The organism is Marinobacter sediminum, assembly GCF_016820575.1.
Classification (GTDB): Bacteria; Pseudomonadota; Gammaproteobacteria; order Pseudomonadales; family Oleiphilaceae; genus Marinobacter; species Marinobacter sediminum.
Genome location: NZ_JAEMQH010000002.1, coordinates 928049 through 949945, shown reverse-complemented (window position 1 = coordinate 949945; position 21897 = coordinate 928049). Strand labels below are relative to the sequence as shown.

Sequence of the window (21897 nt, the reverse complement as noted above, 5' to 3'; positions counted from 1 at the left end):
GAATTTGGGGGTAATCCGGTGATGAGACGAGCGGTAAACGACTTACTTGGCGCTTATGACAAGCTGATCATGGATCCGGTGCATGGCGGAATCCCACTCTACCGGCACGAAATCCACGTGATCGACCACCCGCTGTTCCAACGCCTCAGGAACATCTGCCAGAACGATATCCTGAGCCTTGTCTTTCCAGGGGCCACCCATTCCCGTTTTCTGCATAGCATCGGCGTGATGCATGTGGGGAGCCGGATGTTCCGGTCCATGATTGACGCCTATCTGCGGGAGCGCCAGCTCAGCGACCTTACCGATCTCAGCCTGAGCCAGCTCGATGCCATCGACTACCTGGCGAAGACCATTCGGCTTGGCTGCCTGCTGCACGACAGTGGCCACTCAAGCTTTTCCCATCAATTTACCCAGGCTCGTCGCATTCGGGCGCTGATGTCACGCCCTGGCCGTTTTTCCGACCTCTGGCAAGGTGTGGACTTTTCCGCTTACCACAGTGAGGAGCCGGCAGAACTTGAGCACGAACATTACTCGGTTCGCGTGGCCCATGACGTCCTGTCCGCGGTGGATCTTGAACGCGCCGGCCTCCATGCCCGGGATGTCATCGGCATCATGGAAACCACCGACGTTACGCCCAGTGAAACCTTTTGCCGCCATGCCCAGACTTTCTGGGCCTTTATTGCCGGGGAAGACGCGGAATCCGCCTCACTGATCGGTCGCGATGTTCCGCGGATGGTCATGGACCTGCTGAAATCGATTGTCTCCGGTGAAATTGATGCCGACCGCGCCGATTACATGCTCAGGGACGGCTTCCACTCCTCAGTCACCATCGGCGGCTTCAATCTGGACCACCTGCTGAGCAACCTGCGTTTTGGTTGGGATGTGTCTGAGCCTTGGCTGGGCCTGGCAATCACCCAGAAAGGTCTCGGCGCGCTGGAGGATTTTGTCTACAGTCGCCATCAAATGTACCGGAAGGTCTACGCCCACAAGACTGCGCTCGGGTTTGACTGGCTCTTAAGGGAGGCGATTAATGAGGTGCTCGAGGACCCAGAGAATTTCGACTGGGTGGACACCTGCCTCAGCGATATGCGTTACTTCGCGGAACTGACCGATAACTTTTTTTGGGAAGCGTTCCGGAAAGTGGCCCGCAAGCATCCCGGCAGCTTTTCGTTCTGCATCGTAAACCGGATCAAGCTGAACCACCTCGATACCCGAGAGGACCTGAGCCAACGTGGCATTGAACGCCATAGCGCCTGGCTGGCGCAGGAATTGGGGCTGGATGCGGAGAAAGTCGTCACCTGCTCAATGCGGGCCCGCTTCTCCAACATTCAGGACAACTTTAATGGTATCAAGGTACTGACCCGTGCCCCCATCACCCGGAAACGATCGATTAAGAAGATCACGGATGTCAGCGCTTTCTTCAGCAAATTCCGCGATGGCACCATCACGCATTTCTATACCCGGCCGGCGGTGACTGCCACCGATAACCGCGATCGTTCCGGGAGCGAGTTCTAGCCTTCTCCCGTTATCGCCGCGACCAGGCTGCTGGCACTGTCAAAAGCACCCTCCACTCGCCCACCGGACAACCAGTCCCCGGCGATGCCGATGCTGTCATCGGCAAACCACAGGTGCCCGGGCTGATCGCCATCCCGAGAGCGGGCATACAGCCACCGGTGCGTTACCAGGCTGTCTGGCTCGGTACTGAACCCGGTCAAGTCCCGGAAAGCATCGACCATAAGTTCCGCGACCCGCTCGGCCGGGGTTTCCACATGTTGCTTGGTCCACTCCGGGTTGGCGTGCAGTACCCACCAGTGTCCGTCGTCATCTCGTCCGGGCTTGCTGGAGTTGTTGGCAAGCCAATAAAGCACCGGGTGTTCAACCCTCATACCCTCGTGGTGGCACCAAGGCGAGGTTTCGAAATGGGCTGCAACCGCCCAGCATGGCAGCACCTTCTGTACCGGCTCATCCAGCTCCGCCACAAGGCGGGAAAGCTGACTGTTTGCCAACAGGGTTTGGGCCTGTGCCGGGGGCGCGGTAATAATGACCTGGTCAAATTCACCCAGGAAGTTGCCTTCGGTATCGACCAACAGCCATTGATCGCCCGAACGTTCGAGCCGCTCGACCCGGGTTTCAGCGGTTACGTCGACATGGCCTGACAATGCTCGGGTGATTGCGGTCATTCTGGGCGCACCGACGTAGCGGGGTTCATCCGGAAAGTTGCCCCAATTGCCGGACTCATCAAGGAATCCAAACCGACCCTGCCAGATCGCGAAACTCTGATCGCCTGCGAACTCCCGTAGAAACGGCAGAAACTCAGGATTCCGGGACGTGAAGTACTGGGCGCCCACGTCAGCGGAGCCGCCCGGTACCCGCTTCGCGGCAAGCCTGCCACCGGGACCTCGGCTTTTCTCGAACACCTTTACGTGATGTCCTTGTAGCTGTAACCGAATTCCGGCCGTCAAACCGGACAAACCTGAACCAACGATGGCTACCCGGCGTATAACAGGCATCTGAGCTGACTGATTATTCATGGTCTAGTGTGCATCCAAAGTAACAAGTTAAAACGTACAACCCTGCAAGCGTTTCGTTCAGACCTCTTGAATGATCGCGCTCTCAAGATTCATTTTAGGAAACAAAGGCAAACAGGGTATGACCCGAGTGCAAAACTGGCTTACAAACATTCTGAGGTGGTTCGACGCCTCTGCGGGTTCGGATCACATCGATACCAGCTCCCGCGCCTTCAACTTTATCCGTGTAATTCCGTTCCTGGCGCTGCATGTGGCGTGCTTTCTGGCACTTTATACCGGGGTCAGCGCATTCGCGGCGACGTTCGCGTTCGTCTTTTTTCTGGTGCGGATGTTTGCCATTACCGGCTTCTATCATCGGTATTTCGCTCACAAAACCTTTAAAACCAGCCGACCGGCCCAGTTTGTCTTTGCCCTGCTCGGTGCCAGTGCGGCCCAGCGCGGGCCATTGTGGTGGGCCGCTCACCACCGGCATCACCACCAGCACTCCGACCAAGAGCAGGACCTACACTCCCCACATCAAGGCGGATTCTGGTGGTCTCACGTGGGCTGGTTCACTTGCGATGCAGGCTTCGCCATGGACGAGCGCCGTGTAAAAGACTGGATGAAGTTCCCGGAGCTTCGATTCATTAATCGGTTTGACGCGGTCGTGCCGGCCGTAGCTGCGGTAAGCATCTTCGGGCTCGGTGAAGCCTTGGCGCATTGGGCGCCGGGCCTGGGTACTAACGGGTTACAGCTTCTGGTCTGGGGCTTTTTCATCTCAACCGTGGCTCTGTTCCACGCGACCGTCTCGATCAATTCGCTTTCCCATGTCTGGGGCAAGCGCCGTTTCGAGACGTCTGATGGTAGCCGCAACAACTTCTGGCTGGCGCTGCTGACGCTGGGCGAGGGATGGCATAACAACCATCATCGTTGGCCGCAGAGCGTACGCCAGGGCTTTCGTTGGTACGAAATCGATGTGACTTGGTATGGCCTGTGGCTGCTGTCCCGATTCGGCATTATTTGGGACCTAAAGCCAATTCCCAAACATATTCAGGAAGAAACCCGTCAACTGGACAAAGCGAGGAGGACACGAACATGAGAACCGCCTCAGCCATAGAAGTCGGATCGCAGGATTCCGCGGTTCCAGCCACTCTGGCTCAGTTCACGCAATTGTTTAACGAATTGGACAAGGGAAACCTGAACAAGCTGTCAGAAGTCTACAGTGAAGATGTGCAGTTCCGGGATCCTCTCGCTGCTGTTCGCGGTTTGGATCAGCTTACCCACTATTTCGCCGGGGCCTATGCCAACGCCATTAGCTGCCGATTCGATTTCTCCAAACCGGTAACGCATGGGGACACCGTCGCCATTCCCTGGATCATGCACCTGCGCCACAAGCGCATCAAAAGGGGTCGCGAAATCATGGTGGATGGAATCAGCCACCTGCGGATACGGGATGGCAAGGTCTGTTACCACCGGGATTATTTCGACGCCGGTCAGTTGCTGTACGAGAATCTCCCCCTCGTTGGCCGCGTGATCCGTTTCATAAAGGGATACGCCGGATGAGTGAACGTCTGCAAAGCAAATCCAACATCTGGATCACCGGAGCGAGCTCTGGTATTGGCGAGGCTGTAACCCAGGCGCTCACCCGTGGCGGCCACAATCTGGTCATAACCGGACGTCGCCAGCAGCCGCTGGAGGACCTCAAGTCCGCGGCACCGGAGAGAATCATAACCGCCGCAGGCGACACCACCAGCAAAGAAGACCTGAAGTCGATTGCTAACGTGCTCGAGGATCAAGGCGATCTGCACATGGCGATTCTGAACGCGGGTACCTGCGAGTATCTGGACATCACCCACTACGACAGTGATGTGATCGAAAAGAACATTCACACCAACGTGATTGGCACCGCTCGCTGCGTGGACATTGCCCTGCCCGCTCTGCGCCGGACCCGCGCCAAGGGCCTGCCAGCAACGCTGGTGATTGTCAGCTCATCGGCCTGGTGGTTTCCGTTCGGACGAGCCGAAGGCTATGGCGCCTCAAAAGCGGCGTTAACCTATTTTGCCCACGCCTTGAGAGCAGACTTGGCTAAAGAAGGCATCGACGTGGTCGTTGTATCGCCGGGCTTTGTAAAAACGCCCCTGACCGACCGCAACGACTTCCCAATGCCCTTTCTCGTGACTGCAGACGATGCTGCGGAACGGATCGTGGCCGGCCTGGCCAAGGGCAAGAATGAGATCGCCTTCCCCAAGCGCTTTACGTGGATGCTTCGAACCCTCGGGGCGTTGCCGCAGAGGGCGATTGATCGCATGGCGGCGAGCATGGCACGGAAGAGCACGAACAAATAACTAGGAATCCTCTGAATGACTAACGAACGTCAGCGTATTGCTGTCATTGGAGCCGGCGTTTCCGGCCTTACCGTCGCCTGGCAATTGGCTGAAAAGCACGATGTCCAGCTATTTGAGGCTGGCGATTACGCCGGCGGTCATACCAACACCGAGCGGGTGGAAGCGGGCGGCCGCACCTGGCCGGTCAATACCGGCTTCATCGTGTTTAACGACTGGACTTATCCGAACTTCATCAAGCTGATGGACCGCTTGGGCGTCGCCTCGGAGGTCAGCGACATGAGCTTCAGTGTGGATTGCAACGCCTCCGGCCTCCAGTACAACGGCACCAGCTTGAACACCTTGTTTGCTCAGCGGAAAAACCTGCTGAACCTGCCGTTCCTGAAGATGATCCGGGAAATCCTGCGGTTCAACAAGGAAACCAAGGAGGATCTGGATTCGGGCGCCATCGATGATGACGAAAGCCTTGGCGAGTATCTGAACCGTAATGGTTATTCCCGTTACTTCCGTCGTTTCTACATCGTACCCATGGGGGCGGCCATCTGGTCAGCACCGGAGATCGTGCTCGAACAGTTCCCTATTCGCTTCTTCCTGCAGTTTTTCAATAACCACGGCATGCTATCCGTGGATGACCGGCCAACATGGCGAGTCATTTCAGGAGGCTCGGCCCAGTACGTTGCTAAAATGATGGAGCGCCTGGGCGATCGCACTCACCTGAATAGCCCGGTTGAACGCATTCAGCGAGACGACAGCGGTGTCGATGTGACCGTGGGCGGAGAAGTGCACCGGTTCGACCAGGTGGTACTGGCGTGTCACAGCGATCAGGCCCTGGCCATGCTGGACGACGCCACCGAAAAGGAAAATGAAATCCTGGGCGCCATCGGATACCAGCAGAACGACGTGGTGCTGCACACCGACAGCAGCGTTCTACCCGATACCCGGCGCGCGTGGGCGGCCTGGAATTACTACATTCCGACCCACAGCACCGAGCCAGTCTCTGTGACTTACAACATGAATATCCTGCAGAACTTTGATGAGGCTCCGGAGACCTTCTGCGTGACCCTGAACCGCAGTCACGATATTGCCCCGGACAAGATCATCAAACGGTTCAGCTATGCTCATCCGGTTTTCACCATGGATGCCGTGGCTGCGCAATCCCGTTACGACGAAATTGGCAACCAGAACCGCACCCATTTCTGTGGCGCCTACTGGTTCAACGGTTTTCATGAAGACGGAGTGCGCAGCGCCCTGCGTGTGACCAAGGCGTTCGGGCTGGAGTTGTAGCAGTGAACAGCCAATGGCTTGAGGGTACAGTTCGCCACCGCCGGAAATTTCCGGTCAGCCACGAGTTCCAGTACAGCACGGGCATGCTAGCGCTGAATCTGGACGAATGGGACCAGGTTACGCAGACCAGCCCGCTGTTTTCCCTGGAACGCTTCAACTGGCTGTCACTGCGTCGCAGCGACTATTTTCAACCTGAGGCTGGCTCACTCTCCGAAGCGGTCCGCGATCAGGTTGAAACCGCCACCGGCTGGCGTCCCGACGGAGCCATCGAGCTGGTGACCCACCCTCGATACTTTGGGTACGTGTTCAACCCGGTCAGTTTCTACTTCTGTTACCGCTCAGGCGATAAGCCGCTGGATGGCCCGGTGCCGAAGGTCATCATGGCCGAGATCTCCAATACGCCCTGGCACGAACGCCATGTGTATTGCATGGAAACACTGAACGAAGCCCCCAACGCTCAGGGTTGGCACAGTGAACGGTTTGAGTTCAGCAAACGCTTTCATGTATCGCCGTTCAACGGCATGGAGCAACACTACCAGTGGACATTCAGCTTCAAAGGTCCCGACCTCCGAATTCACATGAATGTGCTGGAAGCCGAAAAAAAGCATTTTGATGCCACCTTGGTAGTCCATCGCACCCCCCTAACCCGTAAAGAAGTACATAGAAGTTTGCGAAAGTTTCCGTTCGAGGCGGTCAAGGTGACGGCCGGGATTTACTGGCACGCCCTGAAGCTGAAAGTAAAAGGCGCGCCGTTTTACACCCACCCGGACAAACTTGCCGCAGACAATCCAGCCCACAAGCGGGGCGCCAGCGATGCCGGCCTGGAAGTTACCAGTGCCGAACGCAGTAACAATAAATCTGGAAGGGTAAGTTCATGGAGAACCTGAATACTTCAGTACAGGCCACCGAAGAGCGGGCGAACAGCAAACCATTAGTTAGTCGCATCGCCAGAAATCTGGTCGTACAACAGCTAAACCGGCTTGAAGATGGCCTGCTGACTGTTCGGGAATCCGGCTATGAGGATCTCGTGTTCGGAGATGGCGACACCCGGCACCAACCCGCAGAACTGATCATTCATGATCACAGCACCTGGCGGGATCTGCTGACCGGCGGCAGCATTGGCGCGGCCGAGGCCTATGTAAGCGGCGACTGGTCTACGCCAGATCTGGTTGCTCTCCTGCGCTTCTTCACCCGCAATGTCGATCGAATGAACGAATTCGAAGATCGGTACAGCTGGGTGACCAAGCCTGCCCTGAAGGGCCTGCACTGGCTCAACCGGAATACCCGGGAAGGCTCCAGGAAGAACATCAGCGCCCACTACGACCTGGGCAACGACCTGTTCGAACGGTTCCTCGACCCCACCATGATGTACTCATCAGCCATTTACCCCTCTCAGGAAGCCACCCTGGAAGAGGCGGCGGTTCATAAGCTGAACACCATTTGCCGCAAGCTGGATTTGAAGCCCGGTGACCGGGTCATCGAAATCGGCACTGGCTGGGGCGGATTCGCGATTCATGCCGCCAAGCACTTCGGCTGTCACGTAACCACCACCACAATTTCCCAAGAACAGCTGGAATTGGCGAAGGCCCGGGTGGTGGAAGAAGGCCTGCAGGAGCAGATTACCCTGTTGTTTGACGATTACCGGGATCTGGAAGGCCAATTCGACAAACTGGTCTCCATAGAAATGATCGAAGCCGTTGGCCCCCAGTTCCTGGATAGCTACATTGCCCAGGTCAGCGGCCTATTGAAGCCGGACGGACTGGCGCTAATTCAGGCCATCAACATGCCGGAGCAGCGTTACGTGCGCGCGCTGTCCAACGTGGATTTCATCCAGCGCTTCATCTTCCCGGGGAGTTTCATCCCCTCATTCGGCGCCATTCTTGAGTCCGTGCGCAACCAGAGCAACCTGGTACTGACTCACGCCGAAGACATTGGCTTCCATTACGCCCGCACGTTGAAGGACTGGTGTGAACGGTTCATGGCCCAATCCGATGAGCTGGACAGCGCCGGTTATGACCTGGCGTTCCGGCGCCTGTGGCATTTTTACTTTGCCTACTGCGAGGCCGGCTTCAGCGAACGCGCCATCGGTGTCTCACAGATTCTGCTGGCTAAGCCTGGCAACAAACGAGCGAACATCCTAAGCCTATGATCCGCTCAGAAACCGCCCGCAATGTCTTGAACTTTGTCGTTTTCCAAACCGGCTGGCTGATCTGTGTCCTGTATCCGGGCCTGGCAGCGGTCGGGCTGGTGCTGGCCTTCCTGGTGCTGCACTTTGTGCTGGTCAGCCAAAAGCGAATGAGCGAACTCCAATTCATTGGCCTGGGCACGGTCCTTGGGGCCGCCCTGGACTTGCTATGGTTCCGTACCGGCATTTTGGCGAGCGTGGACGGCGAGGTGTTTTTAACACCACCGTGGCTGGTGGCAATCTGGGCCATTTTTATGACCACCCTGAACCATTCCCTGAGCTGGATCGGCCGGAAAACCTGGCTACCCTTCGTGCTGGCGCCGATGGCGGGGCCGTTTGCCTACTGGTCTGCCGCCCAGCTCGGTGCAGTCACATTACCCGCGCTGATTCCGTCGCTGATTGCCTTGGCAGTTGGCTGGCTGGTGGTGTTCCCACTGTTGTTGTTCCTCAGAAATTCGCTGTATCCGGAGCTTCAGCCATGAACAGGACACCCATCAAGGCGCTGATCTGCTCGGTGGTTTCCTTGGCGGTTATGCCTGTGCTGGCGGCCGACATGGAGTTTACTGGTACAGCAAAAACCGAAACCGGGTCTACTCTCTACCAGGAGAAACACCGGGTGACTGGTACTTGTCAGGAAGGCGTGTTCCAGCCCCAAGAACACCAGATTGGCTATTATCGCCCAGAGGCGGATGAAACCTTCGCTTCAAAGGACTTGGCCTATCCGGAATCGGTCATCCGCCCAACCGTCGAGTTTCTCCAGCCTGATTTCAGCGAATCGCTTTCGATTCGGTATCCGTCTCCGAGCAGCCTTGCTATTGAGTGGCAGAAGGCGAGCAAAGAACTCAAACGTTATGACGTTACCTACAACCAGGACGTGGTGGTGGACGCAGGCTTCGACACCTTTGTCCGGCAGCACTGGGGCGAAGTAACCAATGGCAAATCAGTAGAGTTTCGGTTCCTGGCGCCGACGCGGGGCGAGCACTACGCATTTGTCCTTGAGCCTGTAGAAAGCGCCAGGGTGGTGTCTGATCATGTACTACAAATCCGCGCCACCGGCATCGTGCTGCGGTTTTTGGTGGAACCCATCATTCTCGGCTACAACGCCGACGGCGCCCTAACCGACTATTACGGCCTCACCAACATTCGGAAAAACCTCGACACCAACCACACCGCACACATTCGTTATGCGGTCGAAAAATACCCGGATTGCGCTCTCACTCCATAAAACTGTCGCCTGAGCCAAGGAATACCCCGGCATTCAATGTGTTAAACTCCGGGCGGAACCAACGCCGGAGACCCAGTGCCCATGATGTTCGTGTCGTTTAACGTCAACAGTATCCGCACTCGCCTGCACCAGCTCGAAGCGGTGATCGCGAGCCTGAACCCCGACTTTATCGGCCTTCAGGAGACCAAGGTTCGGGACGAGGAGTTTCCCGTGGAGGCCATCCGCGAGTTGGGCTACCACGTGCATTTCCATGGCCAGAAAACCCATTATGGCGTGGCCCTGCTGTCCCGGATGGAGCCTGACGAGGTCATCAAGGGCTATTCGTCAGACGGTGAAGACTCCCAACGACGCTTGATCACTGGACGCTTCACGGTGAACGGTGAGCGCCTCACCGTTATAAACGGCTACTTCCCCCAGGGCGAAAGCCGCGACCACCCCGTCAAGTTCCCCGCGAAAGAGAAGTTCTACGCCGACCTGATGGCCTACCTTGATGAACTCAAGCAACAGGGTGGCCACGTAGTGTTAATGGGCGACATGAACATCTCGCCAACGGACAAGGACATTGGGATCGGCGCTGACAACGCCAAACGATGGCTCAGAACCGGCAAGTGCAGCTTTCTGCCTGAAGAACGGGAGTGGCTGGGTCAGGTTGAGGCTCGTGGCTATACCGATGTGTTCCGGCACCTGCATCCGGATGAGGCTGACACCTTCAGCTGGTTTGATTACCGCAGCAAAGGCTTTGAGCGTGAGCCCCGACGAGGGCTGCGCATCGACCTGATCATGGCCAGCGATAGCTTGTTGCCCAAGGCCACAAAGGCTGGCGTATCCTATGACATCCGCGGAATGGAACGCCCCTCGGATCACTGCCCTGTATGGGCGAGTATCGAACTCTAGGACCGGATTGTCCGCAACATGGCCAAAATAAAGACACGCGATCGCATCCTCGACACCAGCCTGGCACTGTTCAACACGGTCGGGGAACCCAATGTGACAACCCTGCTGATCTCTGACGAGATGGACATCAGTCCGGGCAACCTTTACTACCACTTCAAGAGTAAGGGGGACATCGTTGAGGAGCTGTTTGGCCATTTCGAGGAGGAAATGCTGGACCTGCTGGCGGTACCTGAGGACGTTGACATCAGCCTCGACCAGCAGAGCTTTTTCCTGCACCTGCTGTTTGAAGCCGTTGCGCGGTATCGTTTTATCTATCAGGATCTGGTCAATATCCTGTCCCGCTATGATCAGTTGCAGGTACGCTTTAAACGACTACTGAAAAAGAAGACCGCTGCGTTCCGGGTGATCTGTGAAAGCTTCCGGCGTCAGGAAAAGATGGGCATTGAGGCTGAACAGCTTGACTCGCTATGTGAACAACTTACCCTAACCGCATGTTATTGGGGAAGTTTTGACACCCTATCCCATCTCGACAACAGGGATAAGGTGGATCCGGGCCGTGGCGTTTACCAAATGATGAATCTGATGATTCCATACCTCGCCCCAGACGAGCAGGCCCATGCCCGCCTGGTTAGTCGCGACTATCTGTAGCTATAGCCCAATTCTCTCTAGGCCAACTCTAGCCCACTAAATCACTCTTCTTCGTCGCGGTCGCCCCGCAGACGCTGCAGTTCCGCTTCGAGTGCCGTAATACGGTGTTCCAGCGCCTCAATTTCTTCACGACGATGAATGCCCAAGCGACGCAATGCACCAGACACCCGCTCGTCGAACAGGGTCTCGAGTTTATCCCAGGTCCCTGTGGCGCGTTCGCGCACTCCGCCAACCCGGTCTTCCACCGTCTTGATCTGCTTTTCTACGACACCGCGTGTTTTGTTCTCGAGCTGCTCACCCTCTTGAACCAGGCGCTCAAAGAATTTACCGGTGTCTTCTTCGGCCTTGGTGTAAGCCCCGAGGCCGGCCAGCCAGATCTGGCGCGCAGAATCTTTGATCTTTGCGGCCAGTTGCGGATCGTTCTCCGGCTTTTTGTCGTTCTCGTCAGACATGCTCAAACCTCAGGGGATTAAAAATTACGATGGATGCCCAGTATATTACACCGCGAATCCAATTTCAGTGGGCCTGAAAGCCGCACCGGAACAGGTCGCAGTATAAACAGGCATTCCATATGACAAAATGTTTTCAAACGAACTTGGCTGCGGCTTGAAGTGTTTAAAATATAGACAATACTTGCCTATACCGACGTCCCTGCTGACGCCGGTTTGTCTGGAAGTCTTTCATGGATACTACTCGCACGCCTCTGCCCGGCCCACACGCCGGGCTTTTTTTGCTACTATCTTCCGCCTTCACACCTGATTTTCGAAAGCTCATTTTTCACTCCCTGGAGACTCCCAATGATCGACGTTGCCTGGAGCGACTTTACGCCCTGGACGGCCCTGGCAGGCGGACTGCTGATTGGCCTCGCTGCTGCCCTGTTCCTACTGCTCAATGGCCGAATTGCAGGCATAAGCGGCATTTTAGGCGGGCTTCTCTCACCCTCCCGCGGCGACATTGTCTGGCGGCTTGCCTTCATGGCCGGACTGATTGGTGCTCCGTTAGCCTGGCTCATGGTGGCGGACCTGCCTCCCATTGAGATCAACGCGGGTTATCCCAGCCTTGTCATTGCTGGCCTGTTGGTGGGCGTGGGCACCCGTTACGGCTCGGGCTGCACCAGCGGTCACGGCGTGTGTGGGCTTTCGCGCCTGTCTCTTCGATCTTTGGTGGCAACGCTGAGCTTTATGGCTGCCGGCTTCATCACCGTTTACATCATTCGCCATCTACTGGGAGCCTGACACCATGAAATACAACCTTGCATCGCTGTTCGCCGGGCTGATCTTCGGTTTAGGGCTAATTATTTCCGGTATGGCCAACCCTGAAAAAGTACTCGGATTCCTGGACATCGCCGGGCTCTGGGATCCGTCTCTGGCCTTAGTTATGGCAGGTGCCATTATCGTCGGGGTCGTCGCGTTCGCTGTTGCGCGCCGGCGCACACTGTCTTTTCTTGGCTTTTCGATGAAAATTCCGACCAGCACCCACATCGACAAGCGTCTGATTATCGGCGGTCTCAGCTTTGGGGTGGGCTGGGGAATCGCCGGCTTCTGCCCTGGACCGGGACTGGTTGCTTTGGGCGCTGGTGAGATCAAAGCGGCGGTTTTTGTCGTAGCCATGGTGGCAGGCATGGCGGTGTTTGAGCTGATCGAACGACAGCGCGTAAAAACCTGATCAATTCTGCTAACTTGATACCCGACCGCTCTGACACTCACAGTGGTCTGTGCGATCATAGAGTTAGATTCAACAGCGTTTTCGGAGGCAGTAATTAATGGATATCAGAAAGATAGACGACACCATCTCAGTGGCACCGCAAATCACTGCGAATGACGTCGCCGAGATCGCGAGACTCGGGTACAAAACACTGGTTGCCAATCGCCCAGATCAGGAAGAATTTGGTCAGCCGGCCATGGCCGACCTTGAAGCGGCGGCGCAGGAGCATGGACTCAGCTGGGTCTTTATGCCGGTGGAATCCGGGCACATTACCGATGCCGACATCGATCAGTTCGCGCCAATGATCCGCGAAGCAGACAAACCCGTATTGGCCTTCTGCCGATCGGGAACCCGCAGCGCGGTGCTCTGGGCATTGAGTGCGGCGCGCGATTCGTCAGCCCAGGATATTGTCTCCAAAGCTCGCAACGCCGGCTACGACATCAGCGGACTGGCATCCCGTATGGCCCAGCAAGCCGACCTCAACAAATAGTCGGATCTGCCCCTAGCCACACGACCAATCAGGAATTACCTATGCAGTTCAAAGGCTCTGAGAACTTCAGCCACAGTCAGCCGGAGAGGCTTGGCGTGCTTGTTACCAACTTGGGCACTCCGGATGCACCAACGCCGTCCGCACTCCGGCGCTATCTGGCTGAATTCCTCTCAGATCCGCGCGTTGTAGAACTGCCCCGCCCGCTGTGGTGGCTAATTCTGCACGGTGTCATTCTGAGGATTCGCCCCAAGCGCAGTGCGAAGGCCTACGCGGGCGTTTGGCAACCGGAAGGCTCTCCCCTTCTCACCCACACCGCCAAGCAAGCAGAAGGCATCCGAGAGGCACTGAAACAGAAGTATGGCCCCAATGTGGTGGTAGGGTTTGCCATGCGCTACGGCAACCCAGCGATCTCCAAGGTGCTGGATGAAATGCAGGAACAGGGCGTACGCAAGCTACTGGTACTGCCGCTGTACCCTCAGTATTCGGCTTCGACCTCGGCCTCGACCTTTGACGCCGTAGCCAAGGATTTCGCCAAGCGCCGCTGGCTACCGGACTTCCGGTTTGTCGCGCACTACCCCGATTACCCGCCCTACATCGAAGCCATGGCGCGGCACATTGAGTCGCACTGGGCCAACCATGGCCGCAACGACAAGCTGGTGCTGTCCTATCATGGTGTGCCCCTGAAATACCTGTTGAAGGGCGACCCCTACCATTGCGAGTGCCACAAGACCTCACGCCTGCTAGCGGAGCGTCTCGGCTTGAGCAGCGAAGATTACCTCACCACCTTCCAGTCCCGATTTGGCCGGGAGGAGTGGCTAAAGCCCTACACCGACGAGACGCTGAAGGCCCTGCCAGGCAAAGGCGTACACTCCATTGATGTGTTCTGCCCCGGCTTTTCGTCCGACTGCCTGGAAACCGTTGAGGAAATCGACGAGGAAAACCGTGAATACTTTATAGAGAACGGCGGCAAGGCCTTCAGCTACATTCCTGCTCTGAATGCCACGCCCGGTCATATCGAGGCGCTGGTGCAGCTAATTGAGGAAAACCTTCAGGGATGGCAAGTGCCGAAGAATGACGCCGATGAATTGGCTGAACGCCAGAGGCTGGCGGATGAGCGGAAAGAGGCTACCTTCCCGGGCCGAGACTTCACCTAACGCCTTTAGCGGAAAGGGGCCAAACCGGAAAGAGACAAGCGAATGTGCATCGGGTGGGATTGCCCGGCAGCCGCAAGGAAGAACGGCGGTTGCCGGGTAGGGTAAAGTCAGAAACCGTCGCTCTTAGAACTCAACTTTTTGGAACATCACATCGGTAAATTGAAGGCTTCCTGCCGGGAGCTGGTCGAAACGAAGTTCTGCTCGAACAAGGCTTGTCAGATCCAGCTCACTATCGAAGATCGGAAGCGCATCCAGCCGGAACGGCACCATATTATTTATAGTCTTGCCTCCGGTATCTCTCGCTGAGACAGGTAAACCAGGGGGTGCATAGAGTGCGTCACTGTAGTCGCTGGCAAGCAGGCTAACGGACGTGCCGTTAGCATCACTTAACACCAAGGTGAAATCCTGACCCAGCAAGTTGTCCGGGGTTGTGCTAACGCCCACGCGCAAACTAAAGAAATCCATTTCACTTACATCCAACCCCGTTTCTGAGAGCACGAAAGAAACGTTAGCCGACGCACCCAGATACCCAAGCGAAATCTGGGGCGCCCCAGAAATCGTCGCTGGCGAGATGCATCGATCCAAATTGCCATCAGCAAGATCGTCCCGACTATCCAAGCCACCACCGAAGCTCGGGCTGCACCAGAAAAGAACGTCGGTCGCGCCGGAACTGTTGGCGTTTTCAAGGTTGTTCTGCTCGAGAGACGAGGCGTCTAGGGTGTCATCCACGATGATGATCGAGTCTTTTGGTTGCTGAAAAGATAAGTGAATAAGCTCATCACAGGTTTCTACACCTATCGGGCACGCACTTTCCGGCAGACGCTCCTTTCCACCCCAGTATCCGGCAAATTGCGTTTCACCGCCTACGAAAAGACGCAAAAACGATGCAATGAGAAATTCGCCATGCCGCTCCTGGTCTTCACGCGCATAACGCCCTTCAAGCGGTGATGCCTCCGAGCAGTACGGATCAAAACCATTGAGTGTCGCATCATCATTGAACCAAAAGCTGTTGTAATAGTTATGGTTGGCGCCAATTGACGTGATCATGAATTGCGCACCGTCAACATTGTCCGGATTGTAACGCAGGTTATCGTACATATAGATGCCGTGCGGGTTAGCGACATCGCCGTCACAGTATGGAGATAGGGTCACCCACGCTGTATTGGTCGGAGCTTCCTGATCGAAATCGGTCGGTGCCAGCGAAAATACGCCTCGAATGTCGTGAATTCTGGTGAACGAGTCCTCGCCGTTATTACGATTGTTGATGGCAAAGTCCCGATTGTAAGAGACTGCCTTGGCAACCGCGTTACCGCCTCGAGAGTGCCCCATCAACCCCACTCGGTTAATGTCTGTTACTCCGAATAGGGCACTGAAATCACTACCATGTTGGTCGAACCGAAAAGCGGAATCCGGGTTGTTGGCGATATCACGAACAATATCCAAATGATGCAGAAGCAACTCGGCTCGTGCGGTAATACCCGCATCATTAGAGCTTCCGCCATCTTGAGCATTGATATCATTGGCGTCCACCGACAAGACAACATAGCCATGACTCGCCATGTTTTCAGCTATGTAGTCATAGCCCTTGTCTGAACGAATAGGCTCAAGGCCATCGGCCTGACAATCAGTTCCGGAAGACTCGCTACCGTTTTCATTGCCTGTTGTAGAACAGGTAGAGTGCCGACCGTGCTGAAACAAAATCACGGGGAATCCGGCCTCTGGAGCGACAGCTCCATCTGGCAAAGCGGGAAAATGGATAACACCCGCAACATCGACCTCAAAGGTCTCAGTACGGCGACCGCCATCATCAATTCGGGAGGTAACCTCCATTGGCGCGTAACGATAATCAATAGGTCCGGAGATTTGGTAGGAACCCAGATCGTCCACAGCAGGTGCCGCGCCATCAAAGCGTGCAGCACCGCGCGCAACTGCTTCAACAACATCCTTCGGCTCTGTATTAACCCGCTCGCGGGGGACGGTGTTGCTTGCAGAATTACCGGACCCACCGCCGCACGCGGTAAGGATTGAGGCTACGACAGCCAAGCTAATCACACTGGTTTTCATTCGGACATTCCCAAGTTGGAGAGACAACTGAGGAACAGCAAGTAGCAAGCCAAAAGTCGCTTAGTCTTTATTTTACAGTTGTTGCAGAGCGATTTTGTGGACCAATGACGATTTAGAGATGAAGCGGAACAGTGCCAATGTGATGCGTCATATTTTCAAACGCACGTTTTAAGTGCGCGATTGAACGAAGCTGTGCCGAAAAGGCATAAGCTTCACCGTAGAGGGATGCTAACCAAGGAAAAACACGCACGGTTAATGTAGAAACTATTCTAAAAGGGCAAAATCAGCGGTTGTGACAGTCAAGGAGGGGGGGAATCGCTGAGACATGGAAAAATGGCGGTGGGCCAGGGATTCGAACCCCGGGAAGGCTACTAACCTTCGGCGGTTTTCAAGACCGCTGCATTCAGCCACTCTGCCAGCCCACCGTTTTTTCCATTACTGCCTTGCGACAGCGGGGAGCATGATACCGGAATTGCCTGCGCTGTCAACGCCTCACCTGAATCCGGCATGAATTTCTAACATTACCGCCATTTAATGAAATCCATACGCCAGTTTCGTGTCGTAAACGATTGAAAGTTGTGATTCTGACACTATGATGGAACACAGTATCCAGACGTTATCAACGGAGAAGACAATGGAAGACAGACGATTCGGCGCTCAGAACAATCAGGGAGCTTATTCAGCACCCCAGACCGAGCGCGCGACGACCGGTATCAGCGCAGATGCCATGAATGTGTTGCGAAACACCTACATGCTCCTGGGCATGACTCTGGCGTTCTCGGCACTGACCGCATTCCTGAACATGAACGGCACCCATCCTGGTTTTCTCATCACCATTGTGGGTTACATCGGCCTGCTGTTCGCCACTTATAAACTGAAGAACAGCCCGTGGGGCATCGTAACCACCTTCGCACTGACCGGCTTCATGGGTTACACCCTGGGCCCGATCATCGGTGCATTTGTGGCCGCTGGCGCATCCCAGATTGTTGCTCAGGCCCTGGCCCTGACGGCTGTCGCTTTCGTGGGTCTGTCTGCAACGGCGATCATCACCAAGAAAGACTTCAGCTTCCTGTCCAGCTTCCTGACAGCCGGCGCTTTTGTCCTGATTGGCGCCATGCTCCTGGCCTTCTTCATGGAAAGCTCTGTACTGCAACTGGCAGTTTCGGCCGGCTTCACCATCTTTGCCTCGATCATGATCCTGTTTGAAACCAGCCAGATCATCAAAGGCGGTGAGCGCAACTACATCATTGCGACAGTTGGTCTGTATGTATCCATCTACAACCTGTTTGTCAGCCTGCTGCACCTGCTGTCTGCCTTCAGCGGTGACGACTGAGCCGAGGCTGAGTCCATCGTCAAGCGAGCCCCGGCCTTTGCCGGGGTTTTTGCTTTCTGTAAACTGAAAACTTTCTGGCCAGATTCATCACCATGACCCACTCCACGCCCGACAGCGAAAAAACGTCATTTACTCTGGTTATCACCGGAGCGCCCTACTCTTCCCAGGCGCCGCAAACCGCACTCAGCTTCGCCAAGGCCACCGTAGCAGCAGGCCATACCATTGACCGGGTCTTTCTTTATGGTGATGGTGTACACCTTGCCTCAGCGCTGGTAACGGCCCCGTCCGACGAGACCCATTGGCCAAAGCAGTGGGCGGCGTTCCTTGAGGAGCATGAGGTTCCTGGGGTTGCCTGCATTGCATCGGCCTTGCGCCGGGGACTGGTGGACAGCCACGAGCAGAAACGCTACCAACTCGGTGCTAACAACCTGCTGGCGCCGTTCGCCATAGCGGGCTTGGGGGAATGGGTCGAAGGTAGCATCAAGTCGACCAGGACCATCTACTTCCACGCGGGAGCCTGACTATGGGTATGCTCATCATCATCGATCAGCCACCGTACGGCACCTGGGCTGGCCGTGAGGCGCTGGATATGGCCTTTGCCCTGGCTGCCTTCGACCAGCCGACCAGCCTCCTGTTCACAGGCGCTGGCGTAAACTGGCTACGCAAAGCTCAGGACACCGCTGATATTGAGCAGAAATCCCTGGAAAAAAACCTGGCTGCCGCCCCTATTTTTGGTATTGAAGCGATCCTGGCCGACCGAACTGCGTGCCAGCGCTACAACCTCAACAGCGAGGCCATGATCGACGGGGTGCAGCTGACCAATGCCAGCGCGGACCTGCTGGGCCAATACTCCCAAACCGCATTCGCGGGATAACTTGCTTGATGAACAACCACTGGGACAGCCAACGATGAACCAATTGCACACGCTGCACATACTCAACAAAACCCCGGACCACCCGCGATTTAGCGAGTGCCTGGGCACCCTGGGCCCGGACGATGCGGTGGCATTGACGGAAAATGGCGTACTCGGGCTGGTCGCATCCAAGGCACTCGGTTTGGTACAGACCTACGCGCTTGAAAGTGACCTGAGTGCTCGCGGTTTATCCGACGACAACCTGGAGGCCGCAACCATCGATTACTCCGAACTGGTTAACCTGACCCTGCAAGCAGAACGTGTCATCAGTTGGTGAGTTATGACTAGAGCCACTCCCGAGAGAAATAACGAGGGTTTTCTGGAAGACGCCTGGGCCTGGGACCCGGACGTTGCAACTGAAATCGCCGCTGAGGATGGACTTGAACTAGATAGAAATCACTGGGAAATCATCAACTTTCTAAGAGATTTTTACAAAGAACATGAAATTTCACCGCCCTCAAACAGACTGTTCGTTAAGGCGGTCAAAGACGCCATGGGCGAAGAGAAAGGCAACAGCATCTATCTGATGCAGCTGTTTCCCGGCACCCCGGCAAAAACGGCCTGCCGGATTGCCGGCCTGCCAAGGCCGACCAACTGCCTTTGATGCTCAGCGCCTAGAGGGAGCGTCTGGCTTCGGTTTTTCGCGACCTTGCGCAGACTCGCGCTCCAGATCCGAGGCTGTTCCAAGGAAGCTGCTCAGGCCATTCTCAAATAGCCCCGAACCAAACTTGAGGAACTGGCGGGTAGACTCCCGGACCGTGTCATCCAGCGCACTCTCTGGCAGCTCCCTGACGGCCTCGGAAACGCCTTTTTTCACGCCGCGAGTCACCTTTGGCTCGATGTCCTGAGTCGCCTTGATCAACTCGGCGACTTTCCGGTCGAGGTGCGGGCGTGCTACGAAGCGCCAGAACCCCGCCAAAACCAGAATTACGGTCACCGCTGTCACGAGCACCTGCAGCGCTATATCTGCCCAAGCTGTCATAACGTTTCTCCCGCTCCACGAGCCTAGATGGGTATTCGGATGTCCAGAGCAACCAATGATACAAACTGGGCCAGGCCGGCCAGCGCGCCAAAAGCACCGCCGACCAGCATCAGCCGGAACTCTTCCTCACGAAAGGCCGGGCGCAGGATATCCTGAAACTCCCGGGGCCCAAGTGCCCGCATCTGCTCTGCAAGCACACCGGCTACAATCGGCGCCCGCTCTCGGTTAAAGGCCCGATCACTGAAAACGTCCCGGGTTGCGAGCACGGCTTTCTGGCTCATCACTTTCTTCAATTCCGTGTAGCCCGTCATTCCCACCGTTACCTGGGCTGTCAGTTTCATGACTGCCGAGTTATCAAGCAAGGGCCTCAGGTGCTTTTGAATAATAGCGCGGGTGCGATCGCCACGAGCCCCGTTCAGCATGGCATCGGCGACCTTCTCCACGGTAATGAGCTCTTCAGCCACCAGCCTGGCCCAGACATCGCTGATTTCCGGTTGCCGACGTAAAAACAGGCCCTGAATTTTCCAAAACAGGATTCGACGAGGCTGAAGTGGCGCGAAAATCAGGTTGATAGCCAGCCAGTTGGTTATAAAACCAATGGCAAAGCCGCCGACCGGAAGCAACCAGGGCTCGGGATACCGGGACCACAAGGGGATCAGTGCAGCGCCCAGGATCCCACCAATAATCGCGCCGCGGTTGATCACCGATCGCAATTCAACGGCTCCCGCCTGCTGAAAGATGCGATTCATAAGGTCCGGGTGCTGGCGAAGTTCGCGGCTCAGCAAGGCCTTGAGATCAACGAGATCGTCCAGATCGTCACCAAAATCTTCAACCATCTCTTCTATCCGCGCCGGCAACTGCTCCCTCGCCCATTGATACACCCGCCTTTTTAAGAAAAGAGGCAAATTGTCCCATAACACCGGCTGAATCTCGTACATAACCTCATCAATGTATTCATCCAGTCGCGGCGTCAGTTGCGAAATGACCTGCTCAACAATCCGCTGGGGTTCCAGTTGCTGATACACCGATTGCAAATCGCCAAACTGCTGGAGTGTGCGATCAATGCAGATGTGCGCCATTTTCTCCGCCTTGCGGGGAATCACGCCCTGCCAGCCGATAGAGCCAACTCCGATGAACTGAACGGGATAAAAAGACATCTGGATGGCCAGCCAATTGGTGAACCAACCAACGAGGGCAGCCATTAGGGGCAAGGAAAGCAGCGTGATGTCGAACAAATGAAACCCCGATTCCGGATGTTGCAACCGATACTGAGGATGAAAATGGCCAAGGTGGAGCTATAGCGCTGTGAAGTCAGTAGCTGATATTGCAGTGCTTGAAACCGGGAGACATTGGCCGTGCAGCCAGAAAAAACCCGGTAATTGGGCAGCACCCTTGATCGGGCGCTGACCCGCCGCCCATCGAAGGCTGGCGGGTGCGGGCAGAACTTTTACTGGTAGTAGGCGTTTTCGGTGTTGGTATGGTCCGTCACGTCGCGCACTGCGGTAATTTCTGGAACCCGCTCTTTCAGCGTGGTTTCAACACCCTGTTTCAGGGTCAGGCTGACCGCCGAGCAACCCTGGCAACCGCCACCAAAGCGCAACACCGCCACTGATTCATCAACGATTTCGACCAGGGAAACATCTCCGCCGTGGGCCGCCAGGTTCGGGTTGATCTCGGAAGCCAGGACATAGTTGACGCGATCCGGCAGCGGAGCGTCATCGGACACGTTAGGCACCTTGGCGTTTGGAGCCTTGATCGTGAGCTGTCCGCCCATCTGATCCTTGGAGTAGTCCACAAACGCTTCTTCCAAGAAAGGAACCGAGTTGTGATCGAGGTACAGGGTAAATTTTTCCAGATCGACCTGTTCGTCGGTCGGAACGACCTCGTTAGGCGGGCAATAGGCCAGGCAGGTCTCGGCATTCTTGGTGCCGGGCTGGGTCACGAAGATACGCACTCCCATGCCTTCAACGTCCTGCTTTTCGATGAGTTGTGCAAGATAATCCCGTGCGGGATCTGTCACAGTAACCAATGCCATGTTGTAAACCCGTTTGAAAGTTTGAATTTATTTTAAGGGACTTCGTCGGAACATGAAAGACCAAGTAAAATACTAGGTCTTTATGAGGCTAATGACTTCTACCTACGCCATGCCCCGGCCGCGCTTTAAAAATGAGC

The 21897-nt window shown here is 55.9% G+C and carries 26 protein-coding genes and 1 tRNA gene; 20 read left to right on the top strand and 7 right to left on the bottom strand.

Annotated elements, in window-relative coordinates:
- The first annotated feature begins 21 nt into the window (after nt 1–21).
- On the top strand, nt 22–1515 hold the full coding sequence (locus FGO67_RS11155; RefSeq protein ID WP_203300763.1) for an HD domain-containing protein: 1494 nt from the start codon (nt 22–24) through the stop codon (nt 1513–1515).
- Here FGO67_RS11155 and FGO67_RS11150 read toward each other — a convergent pair.
- On the bottom strand, nt 1512–2510 hold the full coding sequence (locus FGO67_RS11150) for an NAD(P)/FAD-dependent oxidoreductase (protein WP_338039558.1): 999 nt from the start codon (nt 2508–2510) through the stop codon (nt 1512–1514). The genes FGO67_RS11155 and FGO67_RS11150 overlap by 4 nt on opposite strands.
- A gap of 139 nt (nt 2511–2649) precedes the next feature.
- Here FGO67_RS11150 and FGO67_RS11145 point away from each other — a divergent pair, with 139 nt between their 5' ends.
- From FGO67_RS11145 to FGO67_RS11100, 10 genes are all read left to right on the top strand, one after another.
- The gene (locus FGO67_RS11145; protein WP_203300761.1) at nt 2650–3606 is read left to right on the top strand and encodes an acyl-CoA desaturase; all 957 of its coding nucleotides are present in this window, start codon (nt 2650–2652) and stop codon (nt 3604–3606) included.
- Nucleotides 3603–4070, top strand: a complete 468-nt coding sequence (locus FGO67_RS11140; RefSeq protein ID WP_203300760.1) for a nuclear transport factor 2 family protein — start codon at nt 3603–3605, stop codon at nt 4068–4070. The genes FGO67_RS11145 and FGO67_RS11140 overlap by 4 nt, the downstream gene beginning before the upstream one ends.
- Nucleotides 4067–4852 carry an SDR family NAD(P)-dependent oxidoreductase gene (locus FGO67_RS11135; protein WP_203300759.1) on the top strand — a complete coding sequence of 262 codons (786 nt, stop codon included), beginning with the start codon at nt 4067–4069 and terminating at the stop codon, nt 4850–4852. The genes FGO67_RS11140 and FGO67_RS11135 overlap by 4 nt, the downstream gene beginning before the upstream one ends.
- A 15-nt stretch (nt 4853–4867) precedes the next feature.
- Nucleotides 4868–6133 (top strand): NAD(P)/FAD-dependent oxidoreductase, encoded by a 1266-nt coding sequence (locus tag FGO67_RS11130; protein WP_203300758.1) that lies wholly within the window; start codon nt 4868–4870, stop codon nt 6131–6133.
- A gap of 2 nt (nt 6134–6135) precedes the next feature.
- The gene (locus FGO67_RS11125) at nt 6136–7020 is read left to right on the top strand and encodes a DUF1365 domain-containing protein (RefSeq protein ID WP_203300757.1); all 885 of its coding nucleotides are present in this window, start codon (nt 6136–6138) and stop codon (nt 7018–7020) included.
- The gene (locus tag FGO67_RS11120) at nt 7008–8282 is read left to right on the top strand and encodes an SAM-dependent methyltransferase (RefSeq protein ID WP_203300756.1); all 1275 of its coding nucleotides are present in this window, start codon (nt 7008–7010) and stop codon (nt 8280–8282) included. The genes FGO67_RS11125 and FGO67_RS11120 overlap by 13 nt, the downstream gene beginning before the upstream one ends.
- Complete coding sequence (locus FGO67_RS11115) at nt 8279–8800, top strand: DUF2878 domain-containing protein (RefSeq protein WP_203300755.1); 522 nt, start codon at nt 8279–8281, stop codon at nt 8798–8800. Before FGO67_RS11120 ends, FGO67_RS11115 begins: the two co-directional genes overlap by 4 nt.
- On the top strand, nt 8797–9543 hold the full coding sequence (locus FGO67_RS11110) for a hypothetical protein (protein WP_238942335.1): 747 nt from the start codon (nt 8797–8799) through the stop codon (nt 9541–9543). Before FGO67_RS11115 ends, FGO67_RS11110 begins: the two co-directional genes overlap by 4 nt.
- 81 nt (nt 9544–9624) lie before the next feature.
- A complete protein-coding gene (gene xthA / locus FGO67_RS11105) occupies nt 9625–10437 on the top strand; it encodes an exodeoxyribonuclease III (protein WP_203301185.1) in 813 nt (270 codons plus the stop codon).
- A gap of 18 nt (nt 10438–10455) precedes the next feature.
- Complete coding sequence (locus FGO67_RS11100; protein ID WP_203300754.1) at nt 10456–11085, top strand: TetR/AcrR family transcriptional regulator; 630 nt, start codon at nt 10456–10458, stop codon at nt 11083–11085.
- A gap of 41 nt (nt 11086–11126) precedes the next feature.
- Here the strand turns inward: FGO67_RS11100 and FGO67_RS11095 are convergent, their stop codons facing one another.
- Nucleotides 11127–11537, bottom strand: a complete 411-nt coding sequence (locus FGO67_RS11095) for a phasin family protein (RefSeq protein WP_203300753.1) — start codon at nt 11535–11537, stop codon at nt 11127–11129.
- A gap of 345 nt (nt 11538–11882) precedes the next feature.
- Between FGO67_RS11095 and FGO67_RS11090 the strand changes: the two genes are divergently transcribed.
- From FGO67_RS11090 to hemH, 4 genes are all read left to right on the top strand, one after another.
- Entirely contained in the window at nt 11883–12320 is a 438-nt protein-coding gene (locus FGO67_RS11090; RefSeq protein ID WP_203300752.1) for a YeeE/YedE family protein, read from the top strand.
- A 4-nt stretch (nt 12321–12324) separates the two neighbouring features.
- Nucleotides 12325–12750, top strand: a complete 426-nt coding sequence (locus tag FGO67_RS11085) for a DUF6691 family protein (protein WP_203300751.1) — start codon at nt 12325–12327, stop codon at nt 12748–12750.
- Between the two features lie 97 nt (nt 12751–12847).
- Complete coding sequence (locus FGO67_RS11080; RefSeq protein ID WP_203300750.1) at nt 12848–13279, top strand: protein tyrosine phosphatase family protein; 432 nt, start codon at nt 12848–12850, stop codon at nt 13277–13279.
- 41 nt (nt 13280–13320) lie between these two features.
- The gene (gene hemH, locus FGO67_RS11075) at nt 13321–14433 is read left to right on the top strand and encodes a ferrochelatase (RefSeq protein ID WP_203300749.1); all 1113 of its coding nucleotides are present in this window, start codon (nt 13321–13323) and stop codon (nt 14431–14433) included.
- Between the two features lie 123 nt (nt 14434–14556).
- On the opposite strand, the gene FGO67_RS11070 is transcribed toward hemH, so the two are convergent.
- Nucleotides 14557–16497 carry an alpha/beta hydrolase gene (locus FGO67_RS11070; protein ID WP_203300748.1) on the bottom strand — a complete coding sequence of 647 codons (1941 nt, stop codon included), beginning with the start codon at nt 16495–16497 and terminating at the stop codon, nt 14557–14559.
- A gap of 334 nt (nt 16498–16831) precedes the next feature.
- Nucleotides 16832–16922: transfer RNA gene (locus FGO67_RS11065), tRNA-Ser, on the bottom strand.
- Nucleotides 16923–17131: 209 nt separating this feature from the next.
- Here FGO67_RS11065 and FGO67_RS11060 point away from each other — a divergent pair.
- The 5 genes from FGO67_RS11060 (at nt 17132) to FGO67_RS11040 (ending at nt 19347) form a co-directional block, all read left to right on the top strand.
- Nucleotides 17132–17830 (top strand): Bax inhibitor-1/YccA family protein, encoded by a 699-nt coding sequence (locus tag FGO67_RS11060; RefSeq protein ID WP_041338365.1) that lies wholly within the window; start codon nt 17132–17134, stop codon nt 17828–17830.
- Between the two features lie 92 nt (nt 17831–17922).
- Complete coding sequence (tusD, locus tag FGO67_RS11055) at nt 17923–18351, top strand: sulfurtransferase complex subunit TusD (protein ID WP_203300747.1); 429 nt, start codon at nt 17923–17925, stop codon at nt 18349–18351.
- A gap of 2 nt (nt 18352–18353) precedes the next feature.
- Nucleotides 18354–18704 (top strand): DsrE family protein, encoded by a 351-nt coding sequence (locus FGO67_RS11050; RefSeq protein ID WP_203300746.1) that lies wholly within the window; start codon nt 18354–18356, stop codon nt 18702–18704.
- Between the two features lie 34 nt (nt 18705–18738).
- Nucleotides 18739–19020: a sulfurtransferase complex subunit TusB gene (gene tusB, locus FGO67_RS11045; protein WP_203300745.1), complete on the top strand. Its 282-nt coding sequence runs from the start codon at nt 18739–18741 to the stop codon at nt 19018–19020.
- Between the two features lie 3 nt (nt 19021–19023).
- Complete coding sequence (locus tag FGO67_RS11040; RefSeq protein WP_203300744.1) at nt 19024–19347, top strand: TusE/DsrC/DsvC family sulfur relay protein; 324 nt, start codon at nt 19024–19026, stop codon at nt 19345–19347.
- Nucleotides 19348–19350: 3 nt separating this feature from the next.
- Here FGO67_RS11040 and FGO67_RS11035 read toward each other — a convergent pair whose 3' ends face one another.
- From FGO67_RS11035 to nfuA, 3 genes are all read right to left on the bottom strand, one after another.
- A complete protein-coding gene (locus tag FGO67_RS11035; RefSeq protein ID WP_203300743.1) occupies nt 19351–19725 on the bottom strand; it encodes a hypothetical protein in 375 nt (124 codons plus the stop codon).
- A gap of 23 nt (nt 19726–19748) precedes the next feature.
- Nucleotides 19749–20882 carry a DUF445 domain-containing protein gene (locus tag FGO67_RS11030; protein ID WP_238942334.1) on the bottom strand — a complete coding sequence of 378 codons (1134 nt, stop codon included), beginning with the start codon at nt 20880–20882 and terminating at the stop codon, nt 19749–19751.
- Nucleotides 20883–21172: 290 nt separating this feature from the next.
- Nucleotides 21173–21760: a Fe-S biogenesis protein NfuA gene (gene nfuA / locus FGO67_RS11025; RefSeq protein ID WP_203300741.1), complete on the bottom strand. Its 588-nt coding sequence runs from the start codon at nt 21758–21760 to the stop codon at nt 21173–21175.
- Nucleotides 21761–21897: the final 137 nt, after the last annotated feature.